A 19,632-nucleotide genomic window follows, 5' to 3' on the forward strand; every position below is an offset into this window, starting at 1 on the left:
AGCCGCCGCCCACCGGCCGGTCAGATCAGCTCACGGGAGACGGCCGCGACCAAGCCGCCGTCGATGATCAGGTCCTGCCCGTTGACGTAGGACGCCTCGGCGGAGGCGAGGAATGCCACGGCGTCGGCGACATCCTCGGCGGTGCCCAACCGGCGGGCCGCGACCTCGGCGAGCACGGCGGTGTGCGCTTCGGGGCCGACGTTGTCATGGAACATGGGCGTCTCGATGTAGCCGGGGCTCACGGAATTGACCCGGATTCCGCGCGGCCCCAACTCTGCCGCGAAGGTGCGGGCCAGGTTGTGCACGGCCGCTTTGGTGGCCGCGTACAAGGAGCCGCCGGGCAGACCGCGGTGCAGCGTCCACGACGCGTTGATGACGATCGCCGCGTGCTCGGGCAACAGCGGCAGGGCCTTCTGGATGGTGAAGAAAACGCCTTTGAAGTTGATGTCCACGACGCGATCGAACTCGTCCTCGGTGATCTCGCCGCTCGGCCCGAACGACGCGACCCCCGCGTTGGCGAATACCACGTCCAAGCATCCGTGCCGGTCGCCGATGGCGGCGGTGAGCGCGTCGAGGTCGGCCAAACGCCCCACGTCGGCCCGGATCGCGATCACACGGTCGTCGCCGTTCAACTCTTCGAGCGCGGCGTCCAGCCGAGTCTTGTCCCGGCCGGTGATGACCACCTGCGCGCCTTCGGCGAGCAGCCGTCGTGCGGTGGCCAGTCCCATGCCGCTCGAACCGCCGGTGATGAGTGCGACCTTGCCGTCGAATCGGGAGATGTTGTGCGTCATGGGAATCAGCGTGCCGAAGCGAGCACGGGCCGAACAGTGTCCAGTTGACCTAGGTGTGGCACCACCAGGTTATGCCTCATGCCGAGACGGCGAGTCCGATCCGCGTCAGCCCTTCGACTCGCTGCGCGGTCTCGGTGCCCGGTTGCGGGTTGTAGAGCACCAGGAACCAGTCCGGGTGGTCGGCCACCGCGAGGGTGGTCGTGTCGAACAGCAGGTCACCGGCCTCCGGATGGCGCACCGCCTTCACGGCTTGGACGGCGGCGTCCACGTCGTGGCGGGCCCACAACCGGGCGAACTCGGGGCTCGCGGCGGTGAGTTCGCCGACCACCCGGCCGAACTCCGGGTCACCGGGGGCATGCGCCGCGTCGGCACGGAACGCGGCAACGACCGCGGGCGCGATCGCGGCCCACTCCACGTGCATTCCGCGATACCTGGCGTTGGTGAAGAACGAGATCAAGCAGTTGTGGTCGGCGTCGGTGAATCCGAAGACGGCTCGCGCCGCGTCGTTGACCGTGAGCAGATTCCAGCAGCGGTCACGCAGCACCGCGGGTCGCGAGCCCCACGCCTCGATCAGCCCACGCAGCTGCGGGGTGACCTCGGTGTCGCGCGTGCGGCCGGACGGCGGCGGGTTGAGGCCGGCGAGCAGATACAGATGCCTGCGCTCCGGCCCGGACAGGCGCAGTGCCGCGCCGATCGCGTCGAGTACCTCCGCCGACACCGTGATGTCGCGTCCCTGCTCCAGCCACGTGTACCAGGACACGCCCACGCCGGCGAGCATCGCGACCTCCTCCCGCCGCAGGCCGGGCGTCCGGCGACGGCCTACCGCCGACAGGCCGACGTCCTGCGGCGTCAGCCGGGCTCTACGGGTGCGGAGGAAGTCGCGGAGCTGGGCACGCCGGTGCAGCTCCGCCGAGGTTTCGCTGGCCATAGCCACGGTAACAATCGGCGCTTCGGATCAGTTCCCGATATACACCGGGAACGCTTCGAGGTCGTTCTGGGTGAGCACCGGCAGATTGCGGATCTCCTCGACCGGCACGGCGAAGCGCAGGCCGGGGAAGCGGGCGAACAAGGCGGGCAGCGCGATTCCCGCTTCCAAGCGGGCCAGCGCCGCACCCGGGCAGATGTGCGGGCCGTAACCGAATGCCAAGTGCCGGTTCGCCGTGGGGCGGGCGACGTCGAACTCGTCGGCGTCCGGGCCGTGCACGGCGAGGTCCCGCCCGATCGCGCGGTAGGACATGACGACTCCCTCGCCCTTCTCGATGACGGTGTCGCCGACGACGATGTCCTCGGTCGCGAACCGCATCAGCAGATGGGTCACCGGGCTGTCCCAGCGCAGGGTTTCCTCCACCGCGGCATCCCACGTCAGATCGCCCGCGCGAACGGCGCTCAACTGTTCCGGGCGTCCCAGCAGGGCGCGCACCGCGTTGAGGATGAGCCCGATCGTCGTTTCGTGCCCGGCGGCCACCAGCGCTTTCAGGTTGCCGACCACCTCTTCCTCGGTCAGCGGCTCGGTCTCGCCGCCGACGAGGAAAGCGCTGGTCAGGTCGTCGGTCGGATCGGCGGCCTTCTTGCGCACCAGTTCGGTGAAGTAGGCGTCCAGCTCGTCGATCACCCGCAGCCGCTCACCCTGCGGCGTCAGCAGGGAGAAGAACGCTTCGTACCAGCTGAGCAGCATCGGATGGTCGGCCCGATCCACGCCCATCAGCTCACTGATGACCCGCATCGGCAGCGGATAGGCGAACACCGTCTTGAGGTCCACCGCGCCGTCGCGTCCGGCCTCGGCGAGGTCGTCAAGCAGTTCGGCGGTCATGCGGTCGATCGCCGGGCGTAGCGCGTCCAGCCTGCGTTTGGTCAACGCCTGGGTGGTCTTGATCCGCAGTCTGCGGTGTTCGGCGCCGTCGACGGTGAACATGGAACGGCCCGCGTCGATCATGCCGATCAGCGGCCACTGCCTGGTCACCACGCCGGACCGCCACAGCGACCAGGCGCCGATGTCCTTGACCAGCCTGGTGTCGACGAGCAGTTGCCTGGCCAGCGCGTGCTGAGTGACGGTCCAGGCGGGTACGCCGAGCAGTTCGATCCGGGCGAGCGGGCCCGCGGCGCGCAGCAGGCTGGTCTCTGCGGCCAGGTCACCGACCATCGGATCGATGGCAAGGGTTGCGGCATATGGGCATTCTCTGCTCACGGGGCACCTCCGACGGTACGAACGGGTGTGAAACGGACGGGGAGGGATGTCATGCCGCGCAGGAAGGCCGAGGGCCGCCGGACCAGGTTCTGGGCGGGCACCGCCAGGTCGAGGTCGGGCAGCCGGTCGAGCAGGACCTCGATGCCGGTGCGCGCGATGACCTCGGCGATCTCTTGCGCGGGAAAGGGGCAGCGGTATTCGCCGTAGCCGAACGCGAAATGCGCGCTGTTGCCTGCGTGCGCCGGTTCGGCGCCGTCGCGGACATGCTGGCGCACATGGGGATCGGCGTTGGCCGCGGCCAACCCGAGCAGCAGCATGTCCCCGGCTCGGATGACCTTGTCACCCAGCCGGGTGTCGCGGGCGGCCCAGCGCCCGGCCAGGATCTGGGTCGGCGTGTCCTCCCACAGCACTTCGTTCATCGCCTGTCCCACACTGTGGCGCCCGCCGCCGAGCGCGGCGGCGAACCTGTCGTCGGTGAGCATCAGCCGCACCGAGTTCCCGATCCAGTCGGCCGTGGGCAGATACCCCGCGGCGGTGACCGCCATCAGGTCCAAGACGTATTCCTGATCGGTGAACGGGCCGGGATGGGCCAGCATCCAGGACACGAGGTCGGCGCCCGGCGCGGCCTGCTTGGTCGCGAGCAGGCGCTGTATGTGCTCGGCGAACTGCTGATGCGCGGCCTGGGCGTCGGCCCCGCCGTCGGCGAGCGTCTTCATCGTCCAGGCCAGCCGCGGTCCGTCCTCGTCGGGGAAACCGAGGATCCGCGCCAGGGCCAGCACCGGCAGCGGCTCGGCGAAATCGGCGACCAGTTCCGCTTCGCCCCGGCCACAGAACGCGTCGATCAGGCGGTCGGCCAGGTCCTCGCAGGTGCGCCGCAATTCGAAGGTGTCGACGCTCTCCAGCGCGGGCTCCACCATCGCCACGTGCCTGCGGTGCTCCGCGCCCGCGGTGAAATAGATCGACGGCATCGGCTGCCCGACCATCGGCAGCAGCGGCCAGTCCGGCGGGATGTTCGGCCACTGGTTCCACCGGCCGACATCGCGGGGGAACAACTCCGGATCGCTGGTCACCTGGTGCAGTTCGCGGTAGCCGATGACCAGCCACGCGGGGACGCCGCCGGGCAACTCGACGGCGACCACCGGTCCGTGCTCGCGGCGCATCTCGTGATAGAGCTGGTGCGGGTCGGTGTGGAAACGTGGCCCGCTCAACGGGACCGGGGCGGCGTGGACGGGGCAGTTGCCGGTGGAACTCGGCGCGGGCGTGGTCATGACGCGGCCTCCGGAGTCGGGAACAAGGGGCGCGGGGCGGCCGGGGGCGGGGCGGTGGCGTAGAGGTGCTCGACGAGGGTGATGAGTACGCCCTTGCCGGACTCCCGAGAACGGGCGTCGCAGTCGATCACCGGCACATGCGGATCGAGGTCGAGCGCGTCGCGGACCTCGTCGGGACGATGTCCGCCGCCGAAGTCGTTGCAGGCGACGATGAACGGCGTCTTCTGGTGTTCCAGCCGGTCGACGGCGTACCAGGAATCCGCTATCCGGTGCGGGTCGACCAGCACGATCGCGCCGAGCGCGCCGGTGAACAGCCGATTCCAGAGGAACCGGAACCGTTGCTGCCCCGGTGCGCCGAACAGGTACAGCACGTGCTCGTCATCGATGGTGATCCGTCCGAAGTCGAAGGCGACGGTCGTCGTCGATTTGTCCGGCGCGCCGCTGGGGTCGTCGATGTCCAGCCCCTCGTCGGTCATGATCGCCTCGGTGTCGAGGGGCCGGATCTCGCTCACCGCGCGGACCATCGTCGTCTTGCCGACGCCGAAACCGCCGACGATGACGATCTTCAGTCCCCGCCTGGTCGCCCGATGCAGCGGTGCGTCCGCGCGGGCGGGGCGCGGATCAGAGTTTGCGAAGTCCAACGAGCACCTTCTCGAGCGTGGTGGTGTCGGGCAGGGAATGCCATGGCTCGCCGGGCCGGCCGGCCTGCGGCGGTCGTACGGTGATCTTGCCCGCGTGCAGCAGGTCCGACAGCAGGATGGTGACGATGCCGACCGGAATGCGCAGCTGGGCGGCGATCTCGACGACGGAGGTCGGGGCGTGGCACATGTCGAGGATCGCCACGTGCTCGGACTGCATGCCCGGCGCCGGTGCGCACTCGCTGACCACCAAGGTGACCAGGTCGAAGGTGTCGGAGTCCGGCTGGCTCCGCCCCCCGGTCAGCGTGTAGAGCCGATCGGGGTCGTCGTCCCGGCCCGGCCTGGTCACGGCACGCCCGCTCCGGGGAAGCGCGGCGTGGCTGCCAAGTGTTCGCCGAGCTGTTCCACCAGTTCCCGCATGTTGTGGCCGACCAGCCCCGCGTCCGCGTCCTCGGCGGCGACGACCGCGATGTGCGCGCCGAGCCCGGCTTCGACGACGAACAGGATGCCGCCGTAGAACTCGGTCATCGACTGGCGTACTCCCGCCCGGCCGTCGCCGAATTCCACCGAAGCGCCGTGCGAGAGGCTCTGGATGCCCGCCGCGATGGCGGCGAGCTGGTCGGCCCTGTCCACGGTGAGTTCGGGCGTGTGGCAGATCTTCAGCCCGTCGCTCGACAGCAGTAGGGCGTGCCTGGTGCGCGGGGTGCGGGTGAGCAGCTGTTCCAACAGCCAGCTCGGGTGCGCGGTCTCGGAGGTTGTCATGGTTGGTTCTCCACGGAGGGTGCGGGGGAAGTGGCGGCGGCGCTGTCGGTCGCGCGCTTGGTCACCGCGCGCTGGAACGCACCGAGCGAGTCCGGCCCGGCCGGGAGCGGAGCCGGCGTGGCAGGTTCCGGCGCCGCGAGCCCGTCCGGGTGGACGGCGGCCAGCGTGCTGCCTCGGCGTCGCTTGGGCAGCGCCGGGCTCGCGACGGCGGGAGCGGGCCGGGCGGGTGGATGCGCGGCGCTGCGAACGAACTCCGGATCGGCGTCCGAGTGTTCCGGCGGCGCGCTGGTGCGGGCCCGCTCCCGTGCGACCGGCAGCGTGCCGGTGGTGGTGGACGGCTGGGGCCGTTGCGAGCGAGTGGTGAGATCTCGCGGGATCACCACGACCACGGCGGTGCCGCCGATGGCCGACGGCCGGTAGGAGACGGTGAGTCCGTGCTTGCGCGCCAGATGGCCCACCACGGCGAGGCCGAGCCGGGTCCCGGTCAGCGAGGACAGGTCGACGCCGGAGCCGCGTGCGTCCGGTCCGGTGGCCGACACCGCCGCCTCGGCGCGGCGCAGGGCCGAGGCGCTCATCACCAACCCGCTGTCCTCGATGGTGATGATGACGCCCGCGGGGACCTCGGCGGCGTAGACGTGCACCTCGGTGGTAGGCGGGGAGAAGTTGCAAGCGTTGTCGAGCAGCTCCGCCAGCGCGTGCATGACGCCTTCCGCTGCGTGACCGGAGATCGCGATATCGGCGATCGCGCGCAACCGCACCCGCTGATAACCGGCGACGCGTCCCATCGCGCCGCGCAGAATCGATTCCATGGCAATCGGTTTGGCCCACCTGCGGCCGGATCGCGCGCCGCTGAGCACGGCGATGCTGTCGGCCAGCCTGCCCGCCTGGGCAGTGCGGTGATCCAGTTGCAGCAGGTCGGCGAGCACGGTGGGATCGCCGTGCCGATGCTCCATCTCGCGCAGCTCCGCCAGCATGCCGGTGGTCATCGCCTGCATGCGGCCCGCGGCCCCGGCGAAGGCCGCCATGGCCGCGGCGCGACGGCTCTCGCTGCTCTTCGCGCGCGCTGTGTGCTCGGCGACCGCCTGGTTCGCGGCGGTGACCTCGGCTTGCGCCTCGGCGGCGGCGAACGCGCGGTCGGCGAGGGCTCGGTCGGCCTCTCGCCGGGCGTGCCGGGCTTCCCGGTGGAAGTGGACCGCCGCCGTCACCGCGGCGCACAGGGCGATCGCGGCGACGGCGCCGCCCGCAGCGAGTGAAATGCGGAATTCGTCGGGTGCGTAGTACACCGCCGTCGTGACGACGGCCGCGCCGGCTATAACACAGGCCGACAATGTCGCGTACGGCGTTTTCGAGCGCCGTACAGCGCTTTCGCCGGGCTCACTCGCCGGCACATCCAACGACTCTGACAAGTTCCGTACTTCCGCACTCGCGCTCACCGCGGGGAAATGGCATCCCTGACCCCCTACTGCGTGCCTACCTCACCCCAAATACGCAGACCGACAAGCAATTTCGAATCTCGCGGGCCGAGCATAGCCGCCCGGCCGGTGTGGCGCCACTCGAAGTGAAACGGATACGAACGCGCTCGGCCGAATGTTTCGCATGCCGCGCAGATGCTCGGAAGTCACTGCGCCGACCCACAAAGGCTCCGCGCCAGCTCGTTCGGCTGGAGAATTGTTCGATGGCGGTTTGCCTAGAATTCACTATTGATAGCCGGCGTTTGCCGGACACCGCATTTCCGGCGGTGCTTGAAATGTCGATTATCGCGTTCCGTTGCGGTGTCGCGTCTGGCGGAAGCGATCCGTGCCGGGCGGGTCCACGTCGCCGGAGCTCGTCTGCCTGCGGCAGAATCGCCGGGCGCGCCGGGCGCGCGGTCTCTACCGTCGTTCGGATGAGAATCCTCCAGATCAGCCCCCAGCTGCATGCGCTCCAGTTCCCCGAAGTGAATGATCTCAACGTCTTCGTGTGGAACGACGACGCCGAAGTGAGCCTGATCGACAGCGGCCCTCCGGGTTCGGCCGAGGAGATCGGGCGTGGACTCGCGGAACTGGGATTCGAGCGCGAGCAGGTGCGCCGGCTGGTGATCACGCACGCGCACGCCGACCACATCGGCGCCGCCGCGGCGATCCGCGACTGGGGTGCGCAGGTGCTGGTGCATCGCGCGGACGCAGGCGTCGTCCGTGGTTCTCGGGTGGCTCCGCCGCCGGTGCTGCGGGAGTGGGAGATCCCCATCGCCGAGGCGCTGCCGCCGTTCTCCCCGCCACCTCCGTCACCGGTGGACCGCGAACTCGACGACGCCGATCGCATCGCCTTCGGCGGGGGCGCTGAGGTGATCGCCGTGCCCGGGCACACGGCAGGCAGTATCGCCCTGCACCTGGCGCGACATCGTCTGCTGTTCACCGGCGACACCTTGGCGAATGTCGGAGGCGTCACCATGCCCGGCGTCTTCAACGCCGACAGCGCGGCCGTGGAGGACGCCGTTGCCCGGCTGGCCGGACTGGAAGTGGAGACGATCTGTGTCGGCCACGGCGATGTGCTGTTCGGCGCGGCGGCCGCGGCGTGGCGCGCCGGGCAAGGTGTGCGGGAAGGCGGATGGGTCCCGCCGTGGGATCAGCGGTGTGGCCGGCCCACGGGCCGTCGAGCCGGGGCCGAAGCCGATCCGCTGACGTGATCGATCAGAGTTGCGCGGTTTGCTCGCACGGAGGCAGGCCGTCGGCCTCGCGGAGTACTTCGGCGACGGACTCCAGGTACAACAGCGTGCGCAGCGACACGCCGTTCACGGCTTGGCCGAGGCGGCGCAGCGCCGAATTGTCCAGGTGGGCGATCACTTCGGCGTCGTCGGCCCGATCGGGGCCCGGATCGAAGACGAAGTAATTGGGGTCGAGCCCGAACACGTGGGCCAGACCGGCCCGAGCCTGCTCCGGGAGTGCGGTGAGCTGTCCGCGCCGAACCTTCGCCAGCTGCCCCGGCTCCAGGTCGTACCCGGCCGCGGTCACCCACGTCTCGACCGTATCGTCGGCCAGTGGTCGCCCGTGCGCCCGCTCCCACATCTCGAACGCTAGATTCACCCGGGCAGTTATATCGATGTCCACGACCGCCTCCACCTTCTGGTGATTTCGCCAGTTCACGGGTCAAACATTCCCTCGACCGTAGCGTGGGAGTTGTCGATCGCCGTGATTTCACGGCAAATGTCCGGTTGCATAGGGGATGGAACGGACCCGATACCCGATTCGCCGGTGTGACGACTTCGAGGAGGTGGGTGTGCGGCTGAGTTCACAGGAGGCGCGCAGGCGATTCGCGACCGGTCCGGTCGCGCGGTTGGCAACCGTTTCGGCGCAGCTGCGCCCGCACCTGGTCCCCATCGTGTTCGTCGTGGCGGGCGAGGTGATCTACACCAGCGTCGACGCCAAGCCGAAGACGACCACCGCGCTGCGCCGGCTGGCGAATATCGCGGCGAACCCGGCGGTCACCGTGCTCGTCGACCGCTACGACGAGGACTGGGCCCAGCTGTGGTGGGCACGCGCCGACGGGGATGCCCGCATCGCGGAGGCCGCCGAATCGGAAGCGGCGATCCGCCGTTTGTCCGAGCGCTATCCCCAATACGAGCGACAGCCGCCACCGGGGCCGGTGATAGCCATCGATGTGGCCCGCTGGTCGGGGTGGTCCGCGCGCTGAGGGGGGACCGCCGTTTCGGGTACAGTCCGATTCGCCGGGGCCTCCAGCGGAGGCGTCGTGCCGTGCCACCTGTCGAGCTGACCGTGAGGATCGCATGCCCTCGAATTTCGCGTTGAAGGCCATGAATACGGCGCATCGCGCCCTGCTGAAGCTCAGCTTCGGGAAGCTGGGCAACGAGTTCGCCGGCATGCCGTCGCTGGAGCTGACGACCACCGGCCGCAAATCCGGTCGCCCGCACGCGGTCATGCTCACCGCGCCGATCGTCGACGGCGACACCTACGTCATCGTCGCCTCGCGGGGCGGCGACCCCGTGCACCCGGCGTGGTTTCTGAACCTGCGCGACAAGCCGGACGTCGTCGTGTCCGTGCAGAGCGGACCCAAGGTGCCGATGACGGCCAGAGTGGCCACCGCCGAGGAACGGGCGCAGCTATGGCCCCGGATCACCTCCGCGCAGCCGACCTACGCCGACTATCAGACGAAGACCACCAGGGAGATTCCGCTCGTCCTGCTGACGCCGAAGAAATGAGACCCTCTCCCACGATCGGCGCCGGCCGGGCTCGGTAGTCGCGCAGCGCCAGACCGAGACATCCGGCCGCCGCGAGCGCGCCGACGCCGAACATCGCCGGATAGCCGAGGCCGAAGGCATTGTGCAGGAACGAAAGCAACGCCGGTCACCGCGCTCAGCGCCACCACGGCCGCCCGCGCGGTGCCGGGCCGGTCGATCCGGCGCGCGGCGGACTGGATCGCGAATCCGCAGCCGAGGTTGACGACGCACACCAGAGCGGAGAACGCGATCGGCGCCGCATCGACCCGCGGCGCCATCAGCACGGGCAGCACCGCGTACGCCGGTCGCGCCGGAGGCGAACAGCCACAGCGCGGCCGGTATCGCGACGGTGCGAAAGCGCCGGTGTTCCGCAGCCGGAATTCGTAGATCATCGCGAAGCCGACCCGGATTCCTCTGCGGGGTAACGGTTTCCGGTGCCTGGGTGACCCACACGGCCGCGATCAGGCACAGCCCCACGTTGATCAGGTCCGCCAAGGTGTTCGGCCACGGCGCCTGAGCCAGCTGCCGCCGACCGCCATCGCCGATCCGAGGGCCGAGCCACACAGCACCCGTCCCGCCGATATCAGCGGTACCGACGCGGACCCGAACGCGAGCAGCAGCGATCCGGCGGCGGCGAGGAGCAGCAGCGGCGTGAATTCGTTTCCGCCTCGGGCGATCGCGAACATCGCCGCCGCGACGCCGCGCCACCGGACAGAGTGTTCGGGTCGTGGGCGCTGTGCCGGATCGGTGTCGTCATCACCGGCCTCGTAGTCGCAGTTGGTGCACACCGGACACGGTCGGCCACAGGTGTCACGCGGGACTCGGCGTCGAAGATGTTGCGGAGAAAGCGGCGGCGGGGACCGCTGTATCGGTGGATTCGAATGATAGATTCGTAATATTGAGAATTATATTCAGAAATATAGCACTAAGCCAGAATAAAATTCATACTCACTGGAGCGGTTCGTCGAATGGCCGTCCCTCGATGACAGGAGTGCAGGTGAGAATCGGAATCCCCCGCGAGATCAAGAACCACGAGTACCGGGTGGCATGCACGCCGGCCGGCGTGCACGAACTCGTCTCGCGTGGCCACGAGGTGTATCTCGAGGCGGGCGCCGGACGCGGTTCGGCCTTCCCTGACGACGCGTACACCGTGGCGGGCGCACACGTGCTCGAGACCGCCGACGAAGTGTGGGATACCGCCGATCTGGTGCTGAAGGTCAAGGAGCCCGTGGCCGCGGAGTACGGCCGCATGCGGGCCGGTCAGGTGCTGTTCACTTACCTGCACCTGGCCGCGTCCAAGGAGTGCACCGACGCGTTGCTGTCGGCGGGTATCACCGCGATCGCCTACGAGACGGTGACCGCCCCCGACGGCACGCTGCCGCTGCTCGCGCCGATGAGCGAGGTCGCGGGGCGGTTGGCGGCGCAGGCTGGGGCCTATCACCTGATGCGCAGCGTGGGCGGACGCGGTGTCCTGATGGGCGGGGTGCCGGGTACCAGGCCCGCGAAGGTCACCGTGCTCGGCGCGGGCGTCGCGGGTGGCAACGCGATCGCGGTGGCACACGGTATGCGCGCCGATGTCACCGTCCTGGATCTGAACATCGCAAGGCTGCGCGAGATCGATGCGCGCTACGCGGGCCGGGTCCGCACCGTCATGTCCAACACGCTCGAGGTGCAGACCGCGGTCCGCGAGGCGGACCTGGTGATCGGCGCGGTACTGGTGCCGGGCGCCAAAGCGCCGACCCTGGTGCCCGGTGATCTCGTGGCGCAGATGAAACCGGGCTCCGTGCTGGTCGATATCGCGATCGACCAGGGCGGCTGCTTCGCCGACTCGCGGCCGACCACGCACGCCGAGCCGACCTATCAGGTGCACGACTCGCTGTTCTATTGCGTGGCCAACATGCCCGGCGCCGTACCCAACACCTCCACCGTCGCCCTCACCAATGCGACACTGCCGCACGTGATCTCGCTCGCCGAGCGGGGATGGCGCGGCGCGGTCGAGGCGGATTCCGGGCTGGCCGCGGGATTGAGCACCCACCGCGGCGCGCTGTTGTCGGAGACGGTGGCGCAAGCACACGGGTACGCCGCCCGGACTCTCGCCGCTTAGGTCCTGCCCAGGACGGTCGGTCAGGCGTTCCCGGACCGCGGACGCATGTGCTCGAAGATGAGGATCGTCTCGGTCGAGGCGACCGCGGGGTGGGCGCTGAGATGATCCAACACGAAAGCGCGCAACTCGTCGGTGTTCGCGGTGGCGACGTGTACGAGGTAGTCGTCGGCGCCCGCGATGAAGTACACGTTGAGCACTTCGTCCAGTTCCGACATACGCGCGCCGAACTCGGCCAGTTGCCTGCGCGCGGTCGCGCGCAGGCGCACCGCGATCATGGCTTGCAGGCTGCGGCCGAGGGCCGCCGGATCGATGTCGGCGTGGAACCCGCGGATCACGCCGCGCTGCACCAGCGATCGCACCCGGCCCAGACATGTCGAGGGCGCGATGCCCGCGGCGGCGGCGAGCGCGTTGTTCGTCATGCGTCCGTCCCGGGCCAGCTGGTCGAGCAGGATCCGGTCGATGTCGTCTATCGCGACGGTCGACGTCGAGTCGGGTTTGGCCATAGGCCGACGTTACCGAATCCCATTCGCCAGGCCGCGCGTCCGCGTGAAGCTTCTTCGGCTATCGGGCGGAGCGGCTCACCGGACGGGGGTGCGGACGCGCTTGCTCGAGTTGCGCGGCGATCGGCAGAATCGCCGTCTCGCCGTTGGTGGGGCCGATCAGCTGAACCGCCAGGGGAAGCCCGTCGTCGCCGACGCCGGCGGGCAGGGACGCCGCGGGGTGCCCGGTGACGTTCCAGAGCGCGGTGTAGGCGACCATCGGAACCGAGGCGAGCTGAGCTCGCACGGTGTTCGCTCCGTCGAGCACGCCGACCAGCGGCGGGCGGATCGCGATGGTGGGCGTCAGCAACAGATCGCATTCGGTGAAGATCCGATCCACCTTGCGCGCCAGCACCTCTCCTCGCCGGATCGCCCATTCGACCACCGGCCTGCGTGCCCAGGCCCCGAACATGACCGTCTGCCTGGTGCGGCGTTCGAGCAGTTCCGGGTGATCCACCTCGGCCAGTTCGGCGCGCACGCCGCCGAAGAACTGCGGGAAGAAGGCGTGCGTGGAATCCGGGTAGCTCGGGTCGATCTCCGCCACCGTATGGCCCAGCTCGGCGAGCAGCTTCGCGGTGTCGCGGACGGCGCGCACGTGCTGCGGATCGAGTTTCACCAGAGGGGTGGGGGACTTGGTGCTGTAGCCGATGCGCAACGGCCGGGCCGGTTCGCGCGCCGCCGCTTCGAAGGAGATCGCCGGATCCGGCGCCCGGAACCGGTCGGTGGGAGTGCTGCCGCGGATGACGTCGTAGACGACGGCGGAGTCCAGTACGCCGCGGGTGAGCGGCCCGGCGACACCCAGCGCCCACCACAGGTGCTCGTTCGGGGCGATCGGCACGCGCCCGCGTTGCGGTTTGAGACCGAACAAGCCGCAGCACGCCGCGGGAATCCGGATCGATCCGCCGCCGTCACCACCGAGTGCGGCGGGCACCAGCCCGCCCGCCACCGCGGCGGCCGAGCCGCCGCTCGATCCGCCGGGGGAGCGGCTGGGATCCCACGGGTTGCGGGCCACACCGAAGGTACTGGACTCGGTGAACGGCCACTGCCCGAATTCCGGCATGGCGGTCTTGCCGACGATGATCGCCCCGGCCGCGCGAAGCCTGCGCACCGCCTCGGCGTCCGACACCGCCGGAACCGAATTCGCCCGGGTGCCGAAGGTGGTCACCACACCCGCGACGTCGAATTCGTCCTTCACCGCGACCGGGACCCCGTGCAAGGGACCGACCGCGCCGCCCGCCGCCCGCTCACGGTCCCGCTCGACGGCCTCGGCCATCGCCTGCTCGCGCAGGACGTGGGTGAAAGCGTTGAGATCTGCCGCGGCGTCGATCTGGTCGAGCGTCGCCTCGACGAGTTGCTCCGTGGAGAGCGCACCTTGCGCCAGAAGCTCGCGCTGTTCGAGCACACCCGAGGAAACGATCTCCTGCAGATCCATCCGCTACCGCTCCTTCCCGGGACGCCGAAGCCGACATTCCCGACCGTATGCGGTGGAGCGACCGTTCCGCAACGAATACCGCCCGGCGAGTCTGTTCGGTTCGACGGGCAGATCAGGTCGCCGGGCCCGCCGTCGTGGCGGAACCGGAGCGCTCCAGCTTGGAGTGGGTACGCGAGTAGGCGAAGTAGACGATCAGCCCGGCGACCAGCCAGATCGCGAAACGCGCCCAGGTCTCCCACGGCAGCGACCAGATCAGGTACAGCGAGAAGCCTATGCCGATCAGCGGCACGACCGGCATGAACGGCAGCCGGAACTCCCGCGGCTCGTCGGGGCGGGTGCGCCGCAGCACGATCACGGCGACGGACACCACGATGAACGCCATCAGGATGCCGATATTGGTGAGTTCGGCGACCACGGTGATGTCCAGCAACCCGGCCATCAGCGCCGAACCGATGCCGACGATCCACGTCACCCGGGTGGGCACCTTCCGTACCGGATGGGTCTTGGCGAACCATTCCGGCAACAGCCCGTCGCGGCTCATGGCGAACCAGACGCGGGTGACGCCCAGCATGAAGGTGAGCACCACGGTGACGATGCCGACGATCGCGCCGACCGCGATGATATTCGCGACGCCCGGCTGCCCGACCGACTCGAACGCCGTGGAGAACCCGCTGGTCGGGCTGATCTCGGTGTAGTTCTGCATGCCGGTCAGCACCAGGGTGGCCAGTACGTAGAGCACCATGGCGATGGCCAGTGAATAGATGATCGCCTTCGGAAGGTGCTTCTTGCCGTCGGTGGACTCCTCGGCCGCGGTGCTCATCGCGTCGTAGCCGAACACGGCGAAGAAGACGGTGGCCGCGCCCGTCCACACCGCGCCCGCGCCGAACGGGAAGTAGGGGGTGTAGTTCGAGCTGTCGATATGGAACACACCGAGCACGACGATCAGCACGACGAGAGCGACCTTGATGCCGACGGCGACGGTCTCGAACCGGCCGACACTGCGGATGCCGCGCGAGAGCAGCCAGGCCGTGCCGAGACAGAACAGGACGGCGAACACGTCGACGACATGGCCTTCGCCGGTGCCCGAGGCGCCCATCATCCAATCCGGCAACGTGATGTCGACCTGCTCCAGCAGGAATTTGAAGTAGCCGGACACGCCGATGGCCACCACCGCCGCGACCGCGATGTACTCCAAGAGCAGATCCCAGCCGATGAACCAGCCGGCGATCTCGCCGAGCGACACGTACCCGTAGGTGTAGGCGGACCCGGCCTTGGGCACCATCCCGGCGAACTCGGCGTAACACAGCGCGGCGGCGCCACTGGCCACACCCGCGATGAGGAACGAGATCAGCACCGAAGGACCGGTGACGGAGTGCGCCACCGCGCCCGCCAGGGTGAAGATGCCCGCGCCGATGATGCCGCCCACGCCGATCGCGGTGAGCTGCCACAATCCGAGCGACCGCGACAGCTGCTCGTCGGCGGGTGCGCCTTCCTCCTCGATCTCGCCGAGTGGTTTCCGGCGCGTCATCTGGCTGCGTAGGTGCGCAAGGGACATGGACATCCTTTCGTCCACTGCGCTACGTGACGAGGCGGTAACGCAGAATCGCATGCTCAGCTAATACGACCACAGGGACGTAGTGGTCCGTCAGCTGAACAAATAAAGTTCAGTGCTTGCTGCGGCTCAGCGGTCGCGGCCGAAGGAACGCAGGAAGAACGCGATGTTGGCCGGGCGCTCGGCCAGCCGCCGCATGAAGTAGCCGTACCACTGGTCTCCGTAGGGAACGTAGACGCGCAGCGAATGGCCCGCCGCGACCAGGCGCCGCTGCTCGGCGTCGCGGATGCCGTGCAGCATCTGGAACTCGAAATCGCCGGATTTCCGGTCGTTCTCGCGTACGCAGCTCAGTGCCGCATCGATCAGCGCCGGGTCGTGCGTGGCTATCATGGGGTAGCCTTTGCCCTCCATCAGGACCCGCAGGCAACGCAAATAGGACTCGTCCACCGCGGATCGGCTCTGAAAGGCGACCGAGGCGGGTTCACGATAGGCGCCCTTGCACAAGCGGATCCGTGATCCGGGCCCGGCGAAGGCCCGGCAATCCTCCTCGGTGCGTTTGAGATAGGCCTGCAAGACTGTGCCCAGCCACGGAAAGTCCAGGCGTAGCTCGCGCACGATCGCCAGTGTCGAATCGGTGGTGGTGTGATCTTCGGCGTCCACGGTCACCCAGACTCCGGCGGCCTTGGCCGCCGTGCAGATCTCGTAGGCGTACTCGCGGGCGATGGCGTACCCGTTCTGCGGAAGCGCCTGCCCCAGCGCCGACAACTTGAGCGACACCTCCAGTCGAGGTACCGACGTCTCGTTCCCGGCCCGCAGCTCCGCCAGCGCCGACAGCAGCCGCAGGTAGTGCGCGACGGTTCCGCGTGCGCGGTCGAGATCGGTGGTGTCCTCGCCGAGGTAATCGATCGTCACGAATCGGCCGGAGCCCAGCAGTGCCGACGTCGCAGTCACCGCGTCGCGCTCGGTCTCGCCCGCGATGAAACGGTCGACCAGCTTCTTGGTGGCCGGCATGCGGGTGATCGCGCGCTCCACGCGCGAGGAACGGGAGGCCGCCAGGACGGCGGGCCGCAGCAGTCCGGAGAAGGCCATCACAACTCCTGGTGCGGGTAGCGGTGGTCGGTCGCGGGGACGAACGTCTCCTTGATCGTGCGAGCGGAGGTCCAGCGCAGGAGGTTCTGTGCCGAGCCTGCCTTGTCGTTGGTGCCGGACGCGCGCGACCCGCCGAAAGGCTGCTGGCCGACGACCGCCCCGGTGGGTTTGTCGTTGATGTAGAAGTTGCCGGCCGCGAAGCGCAACCGGTCGGCGGCGGCGCCGATCGCCGCCCGATCCTCGGCGACGATCGCGCCGGTCAGGCCGTAGGGCGAGCCGCGGTCGACCAGGTCGAGCGTGGACTCGAAGGATCCGGCGGCCGAATCGTCGTAGACGTGCACGGCCAGGATCGGGCCGAAGTACTCGGTGCGGAAGGCCTCGTCGGAGGGGTCGTCGCCGAGCAGGACGGTGGGCTCGACGAAGTAGCCGACGCTGTCGTCGGCGTGACCGCCCGTGGCGATGGTCAGGCCGGGGGTCGCCTTGGCGCGTGCGAGAGCGGCCGCGTTCTTGACGAAGGCGCGCTGATCGATGAGCGCTCCGCCGAAGTGGCTGAAGTCGGTGACGTCGCCGTAGCTGAGCGCGGCCACCCGGTCGACGAAATCGCGGCCCATCCGATCCCACACCGATCGCGGGATGAACGCCCGCGAGGCGGCCGAGCACTTCTGGCCTTGGTAGTCGAACGCGCCGCGGATCAGCGCGGTGCTCAGCACCTCGGGATCGGCGGAGCTGTGTGCCACGACGAAATCCTTGCCGCCGGTCTCGCCGACCAGGCGGGGATAGGAATCGTAGTGGTCCAAATTCGCCGCGACGGTGCGCCACAGGTGCCGGAAGGTCACCGTGGAGCCGGTGAAATGGATGCCCGCGAGCCGGTGATCGGCCAGCGCGACCTCCGATACCTCGGGTCCCCGACCGTGCACCATGTTGATCACGCCGGGCGGCAACCCCGCCGCCTCGAGCAGCTTCATCGTCCAGTACGCCGCCACCGACTGGGTGATGGCGGGCTTCCACACGACGGTGTTCCCCATCAGCGCGGGCGCGGTGGGCAGGTTGCCCGCGATGGCGGAGAAGTTGAACGGCGTAATGGCGTAGACGAAGCCCTCGAGTGGCCGGTAATCCACCCGATTCCACACTCCGGGCGTCGAGATCGGCTGATCCGCCAGAATCCGCCGGGCGAAATGCACGTTGAACCGCCAGAAGTCGACCAGCTCGCACGGGGTGTCGATCTCGGCCTGGTAGGCGGTTTTGGACTGGCCCAGCATCGTTGCGGCCGTGATGGTTTCCCGCCACGGACCGGCCAGCAGGTCCGCCGCCCGCAGGAAGATCGCGGCCCGCTCGGGGAACGGCAGCGCCCGCCAGTCCGGGGCCGCGGCGGTCGCCGCCGCGATCGCGTCGCGGACCTCGCCCGCCCCGGCCGTGGTGAGGGTGCCGAGGACGGCGGCGTGCCGGTGCGGCTGCACCACCTCGATCCGCTCGCCGTCAGCGTGCCGGTGCACACCGCCGATGACGTGCGCGACGTCGGTCGGCGTCGCGGTGAGTTCGGCCAGCTTCACCCGCAGGCGTTCGCGTTCCGCCGTGCCGGGCGCGAAGCTGCCCACCGGTTCGTTGACCGGCGGGGGCGGGGATACGACGCCATCCATATGACCTCCAGATTCGACGATTTTCCGGTAAGGGGAAGTCAACACCGGAAAACTGCCCGGAGAATGAGTCAGTCGGACAAAGATGGGACAAACGCGTTGTCGAGTTGGCCGAAGGACGGGAACGTGGCCGGGGATGGTGACGAGGTCGCCGCGGACGTCGACCTCTTCGGGCTGGCGCAGATGATCGCGCGCAACGCGGGCGGGATGGTGTCGATCGAGGACCCGCAGTCGCATGTGCTCGCGTACTCGGCGTCCGACGAGACCGCAGATCAGTTGCGTGTGCGATCGATCCTCAATCGGGAGGGGCCACGGGAGTATCTGACCCTGCTGCGGCAATGGGGCGTGTTCGATCGTCTGCGCGACACCGACGAGGTCGTCGATGTGCCCGCACACGACGAGCTGAACATCAAGCGCAGGCTGGTGATCGGCATTCGCCGACCCGCGGACGCGGATGCCCGCGCGCCGCGGGTGCTGGGCGCGATCTGGCTGCAGCAGGGCGATCGTCCGTTCGAACCGGACGCGGCGGACATCCTGCGCGGCGCGGCGGCCATCGCGGGACGCCTGATCTCCCGCAGCCTCGACGCACCCACCGCCGAGGCGCTGCTGATCCGGCGGTTGTTCGGTGCGGGTGGTGCGGCGGTCGACGCGGCGGCGGTGGCGCACGCGCTGAATCTGCCGTCGAGTGGTCCGGCGGCGGTGATCGGGTTCGTGCCGGTGGCCGCCGAGCAGGCGGTCACCGAGCCGGTCGTCCTGGGCACCGTTCTGCGTCTGCACGCCAGCTCTTTTCGCGGTGACTCGGTGACCGCCACGATCGGTGATCGCGTCTACGTGCTGCTGCCCGGCTATCGGTCCGCGCAGGCTGTGGCGGCCTGGACACGGCAGTTGCTCGAGCAGTTCGAAGCTCAGCGCTCGCTGTCGTTGCTGGCCGCGATCGCCTGCCCCGTCCCGGATCTCGGCCGGGTGGCCGAGGCACGCGCCGAGGTCGATCGAGTCCTCGACAGCACGGTCGCGACATCGTCCAGGAGCCGGGTGACCACCCTCGCCGAAGCGCGGACCGCGGTGCTGCTGGGTGAGGTGCTCGATCTGGTCGGGTCGCGGGCGGAACTGCGCGATCCACGGCTGCGGGCCCTGTTCGACTACGACCGCAAGCATTCCGCGAACCTGCGCGACAGCGTCGAGACCTATCTGCGCGAACACGGCGACGTGCGCAACGCCGCCGCGGCGCTGCGCGTGCATCCGAACACGTTGCGCTACCGGCTTCGTCGCGTCGAGGACATTCTCGGCATGGATCTCGACGACCCCGCCGATCGCCTGCTGCTGGAGATCCAGCTCGCCCTGCACCGCCGTCCCCGCACACGCGCGCAGAGCTGACGGCGCTCGGTACGCCGGTTCGGTGCTCGGCTTGCCGGTATCGCCCAGCGG

At 69.2% G+C, this 19,632-nt stretch carries 20 protein-coding genes; 5 read left to right on the forward strand and 15 right to left on the reverse strand.

Annotated features, from left to right (window positions below):
• Nucleotides 1–20: 20 nt before the first annotated feature.
• From GVY39_RS20150 to GVY39_RS20185, 8 genes are all read right to left on the reverse strand, one after another.
• Nucleotides 21–791, reverse strand: coding sequence for an SDR family NAD(P)-dependent oxidoreductase (locus GVY39_RS20150; protein ID WP_159926820.1), 771 nt, complete (start codon nucleotides 789–791; stop codon nucleotides 21–23).
• A gap of 76 nt (nucleotides 792–867) precedes the next feature.
• Nucleotides 868–1,719, reverse strand: coding sequence for a helix-turn-helix transcriptional regulator (locus GVY39_RS20155; protein ID WP_159926822.1), 852 nt, complete (start codon nucleotides 1,717–1,719; stop codon nucleotides 868–870).
• A 27-nt stretch (nucleotides 1,720–1,746) separates the two neighbouring features.
• Nucleotides 1,747–2,976 carry a cytochrome P450 gene (locus GVY39_RS20160; protein WP_236565561.1) on the reverse strand — a complete coding sequence of 410 codons (1,230 nt, stop codon included), beginning with the start codon at nucleotides 2,974–2,976 and terminating at the stop codon, nucleotides 1,747–1,749.
• A complete protein-coding gene (locus tag GVY39_RS20165; RefSeq protein ID WP_159926824.1) occupies nucleotides 2,973–4,244 on the reverse strand; it encodes a cytochrome P450 in 1,272 nt (423 codons plus the stop codon). Before GVY39_RS20165 ends, GVY39_RS20160 begins: the two co-directional genes overlap by 4 nt.
• Nucleotides 4,241–4,885: an ATP/GTP-binding protein gene (locus tag GVY39_RS20170; RefSeq protein WP_159926826.1), complete on the reverse strand. Its 645-nt coding sequence runs from the start codon at nucleotides 4,883–4,885 to the stop codon at nucleotides 4,241–4,243. The genes GVY39_RS20165 and GVY39_RS20170 overlap by 4 nt, the downstream gene beginning before the upstream one ends.
• A complete protein-coding gene (locus GVY39_RS20175; RefSeq protein WP_159926828.1) occupies nucleotides 4,866–5,231 on the reverse strand; it encodes a DUF742 domain-containing protein in 366 nt (121 codons plus the stop codon). The genes GVY39_RS20170 and GVY39_RS20175 overlap by 20 nt, the downstream gene beginning before the upstream one ends.
• Entirely contained in the window at nucleotides 5,228–5,644 is a 417-nt protein-coding gene (locus GVY39_RS20180) for a roadblock/LC7 domain-containing protein (protein ID WP_159926830.1), read from the reverse strand. The genes GVY39_RS20175 and GVY39_RS20180 overlap by 4 nt, the downstream gene beginning before the upstream one ends.
• Complete coding sequence (locus tag GVY39_RS20185; protein WP_236565562.1) at nucleotides 5,641–6,927, reverse strand: sensor histidine kinase KdpD; 1,287 nt, start codon at nucleotides 6,925–6,927, stop codon at nucleotides 5,641–5,643. The genes GVY39_RS20180 and GVY39_RS20185 overlap by 4 nt, the downstream gene beginning before the upstream one ends.
• A gap of 602 nt (nucleotides 6,928–7,529) precedes the next feature.
• Here GVY39_RS20185 and GVY39_RS20190 point away from each other — a divergent pair.
• Nucleotides 7,530–8,309, forward strand: coding sequence for an MBL fold metallo-hydrolase (locus GVY39_RS20190; protein ID WP_159926832.1), 780 nt, complete (start codon nucleotides 7,530–7,532; stop codon nucleotides 8,307–8,309).
• A 4-nt stretch (nucleotides 8,310–8,313) separates the two neighbouring features.
• Here the strand turns inward: GVY39_RS20190 and GVY39_RS20195 are convergent, their stop codons facing one another.
• Nucleotides 8,314–8,766 carry a hypothetical protein gene (locus GVY39_RS20195; protein ID WP_159926834.1) on the reverse strand — a complete coding sequence of 151 codons (453 nt, stop codon included), beginning with the start codon at nucleotides 8,764–8,766 and terminating at the stop codon, nucleotides 8,314–8,316.
• Nucleotides 8,767–8,899: 133 nt separating this feature from the next.
• On the opposite strand from GVY39_RS20195, the gene GVY39_RS20200 reads away from it, so the two are divergent.
• Both GVY39_RS20200 and GVY39_RS20205 read left to right on the forward strand, forming a co-directional pair.
• Nucleotides 8,900–9,313 (forward strand): TIGR03668 family PPOX class F420-dependent oxidoreductase, encoded by a 414-nt coding sequence (locus GVY39_RS20200; protein ID WP_195070749.1) that lies wholly within the window; start codon nucleotides 8,900–8,902, stop codon nucleotides 9,311–9,313.
• A gap of 94 nt (nucleotides 9,314–9,407) precedes the next feature.
• Nucleotides 9,408–9,839 (forward strand): nitroreductase family deazaflavin-dependent oxidoreductase, encoded by a 432-nt coding sequence (locus GVY39_RS20205; protein WP_159926836.1) that lies wholly within the window; start codon nucleotides 9,408–9,410, stop codon nucleotides 9,837–9,839.
• Between the two features lie 500 nt (nucleotides 9,840–10,339).
• On the opposite strand, the gene GVY39_RS34490 is transcribed toward GVY39_RS20205, so the two are convergent.
• Nucleotides 10,340–10,645: a hypothetical protein gene (locus GVY39_RS34490; protein ID WP_236565563.1), complete on the reverse strand. Its 306-nt coding sequence runs from the start codon at nucleotides 10,643–10,645 to the stop codon at nucleotides 10,340–10,342.
• Between the two features lie 209 nt (nucleotides 10,646–10,854).
• Between GVY39_RS34490 and ald the strand changes: the two genes are divergently transcribed.
• On the forward strand, nucleotides 10,855–11,961 hold the full coding sequence (gene ald / locus GVY39_RS20215) for an alanine dehydrogenase (RefSeq protein ID WP_159926838.1): 1,107 nt from the start codon (nucleotides 10,855–10,857) through the stop codon (nucleotides 11,959–11,961).
• 20 nt (nucleotides 11,962–11,981) lie between these two features.
• On the opposite strand, the gene GVY39_RS20220 is transcribed toward ald, so the two are convergent.
• The 5 genes from GVY39_RS20220 to pruA form a co-directional block, all read right to left on the reverse strand.
• Nucleotides 11,982–12,464, reverse strand: coding sequence for an Lrp/AsnC family transcriptional regulator (locus GVY39_RS20220; RefSeq protein ID WP_159926840.1), 483 nt, complete (start codon nucleotides 12,462–12,464; stop codon nucleotides 11,982–11,984).
• A 58-nt stretch (nucleotides 12,465–12,522) separates the two neighbouring features.
• On the reverse strand, nucleotides 12,523–13,932 hold the full coding sequence (locus tag GVY39_RS20225; protein ID WP_159926842.1) for an amidase: 1,410 nt from the start codon (nucleotides 13,930–13,932) through the stop codon (nucleotides 12,523–12,525).
• A gap of 112 nt (nucleotides 13,933–14,044) precedes the next feature.
• Nucleotides 14,045–15,487, reverse strand: coding sequence for an amino acid permease (locus GVY39_RS20230; RefSeq protein WP_195070660.1), 1,443 nt, complete (start codon nucleotides 15,485–15,487; stop codon nucleotides 14,045–14,047).
• 126 nt (nucleotides 15,488–15,613) lie between these two features.
• Nucleotides 15,614–16,573, reverse strand: coding sequence for a proline dehydrogenase family protein (locus GVY39_RS20235; RefSeq protein WP_159926846.1), 960 nt, complete (start codon nucleotides 16,571–16,573; stop codon nucleotides 15,614–15,616).
• The gene (gene pruA / locus GVY39_RS20240; RefSeq protein WP_159926848.1) at nucleotides 16,573–18,210 is read right to left on the reverse strand and encodes an L-glutamate gamma-semialdehyde dehydrogenase; all 1,638 of its coding nucleotides are present in this window, start codon (nucleotides 18,208–18,210) and stop codon (nucleotides 16,573–16,575) included. The genes GVY39_RS20235 and pruA overlap by 1 nt, the downstream gene beginning before the upstream one ends.
• Nucleotides 18,211–18,333: 123 nt before the next feature.
• On the opposite strand from pruA, the gene GVY39_RS20245 reads away from it, so the two are divergent.
• Nucleotides 18,334–19,581, forward strand: a complete 1,248-nt coding sequence (locus GVY39_RS20245) for a helix-turn-helix domain-containing protein (protein ID WP_308221191.1) — start codon at nucleotides 18,334–18,336, stop codon at nucleotides 19,579–19,581.
• Nucleotides 19,582–19,632: the final 51 nt, after the last annotated feature.

The organism is Nocardia sp. CY15, from assembly GCF_009829295.1.
GTDB classification, from domain to species: domain Bacteria; phylum Actinomycetota; class Actinomycetes; order Mycobacteriales; family Mycobacteriaceae; genus Nocardia; species Nocardia sputi.

Bases quoted from the DNA above. Each gene is read 5' to 3' on its own strand.
- GVY39_RS20150 (WP_159926820.1), bottom strand. From the start codon at position 791: ATGACGCACAACATCTCCCGATTCGACGGCAAGGTCGCACTCATCACC.
- GVY39_RS20155 (WP_159926822.1), bottom strand. From the start codon at position 1,719: ATGGCCAGCGAAACCTCGGCGGAGCTGCACCGGCGTGCCCAGCTCCGC.
- GVY39_RS20165 (WP_159926824.1), bottom strand. From the start codon at position 4,244: ATGACCACGCCCGCGCCGAGTTCCACCGGCAACTGCCCCGTCCACGCC.
- GVY39_RS20180 (WP_159926830.1), bottom strand. From the start codon at position 5,644: ATGACAACCTCCGAGACCGCGCACCCGAGCTGGCTGTTGGAACAGCTG.
- GVY39_RS20190 (WP_159926832.1), top strand. From the start codon at position 7,530: ATGAGAATCCTCCAGATCAGCCCCCAGCTGCATGCGCTCCAGTTCCCC.
- GVY39_RS20205 (WP_159926836.1), top strand. From the start codon at position 9,408: ATGCCCTCGAATTTCGCGTTGAAGGCCATGAATACGGCGCATCGCGCC.
- GVY39_RS20220 (WP_159926840.1), bottom strand. From the start codon at position 12,464: ATGGCCAAACCCGACTCGACGTCGACCGTCGCGATAGACGACATCGAC.
- GVY39_RS20225 (WP_159926842.1), bottom strand. From the start codon at position 13,932: ATGGATCTGCAGGAGATCGTTTCCTCGGGTGTGCTCGAACAGCGCGAG.
- GVY39_RS20230 (WP_195070660.1), bottom strand. From the start codon at position 15,487: ATGTCCCTTGCGCACCTACGCAGCCAGATGACGCGCCGGAAACCACTC.
- GVY39_RS20235 (WP_159926846.1), bottom strand. From the start codon at position 16,573: ATGGCCTTCTCCGGACTGCTGCGGCCCGCCGTCCTGGCGGCCTCCCGT.
- pruA (WP_159926848.1), bottom strand. From the start codon at position 18,210: ATGGATGGCGTCGTATCCCCGCCCCCGCCGGTCAACGAACCGGTGGGC.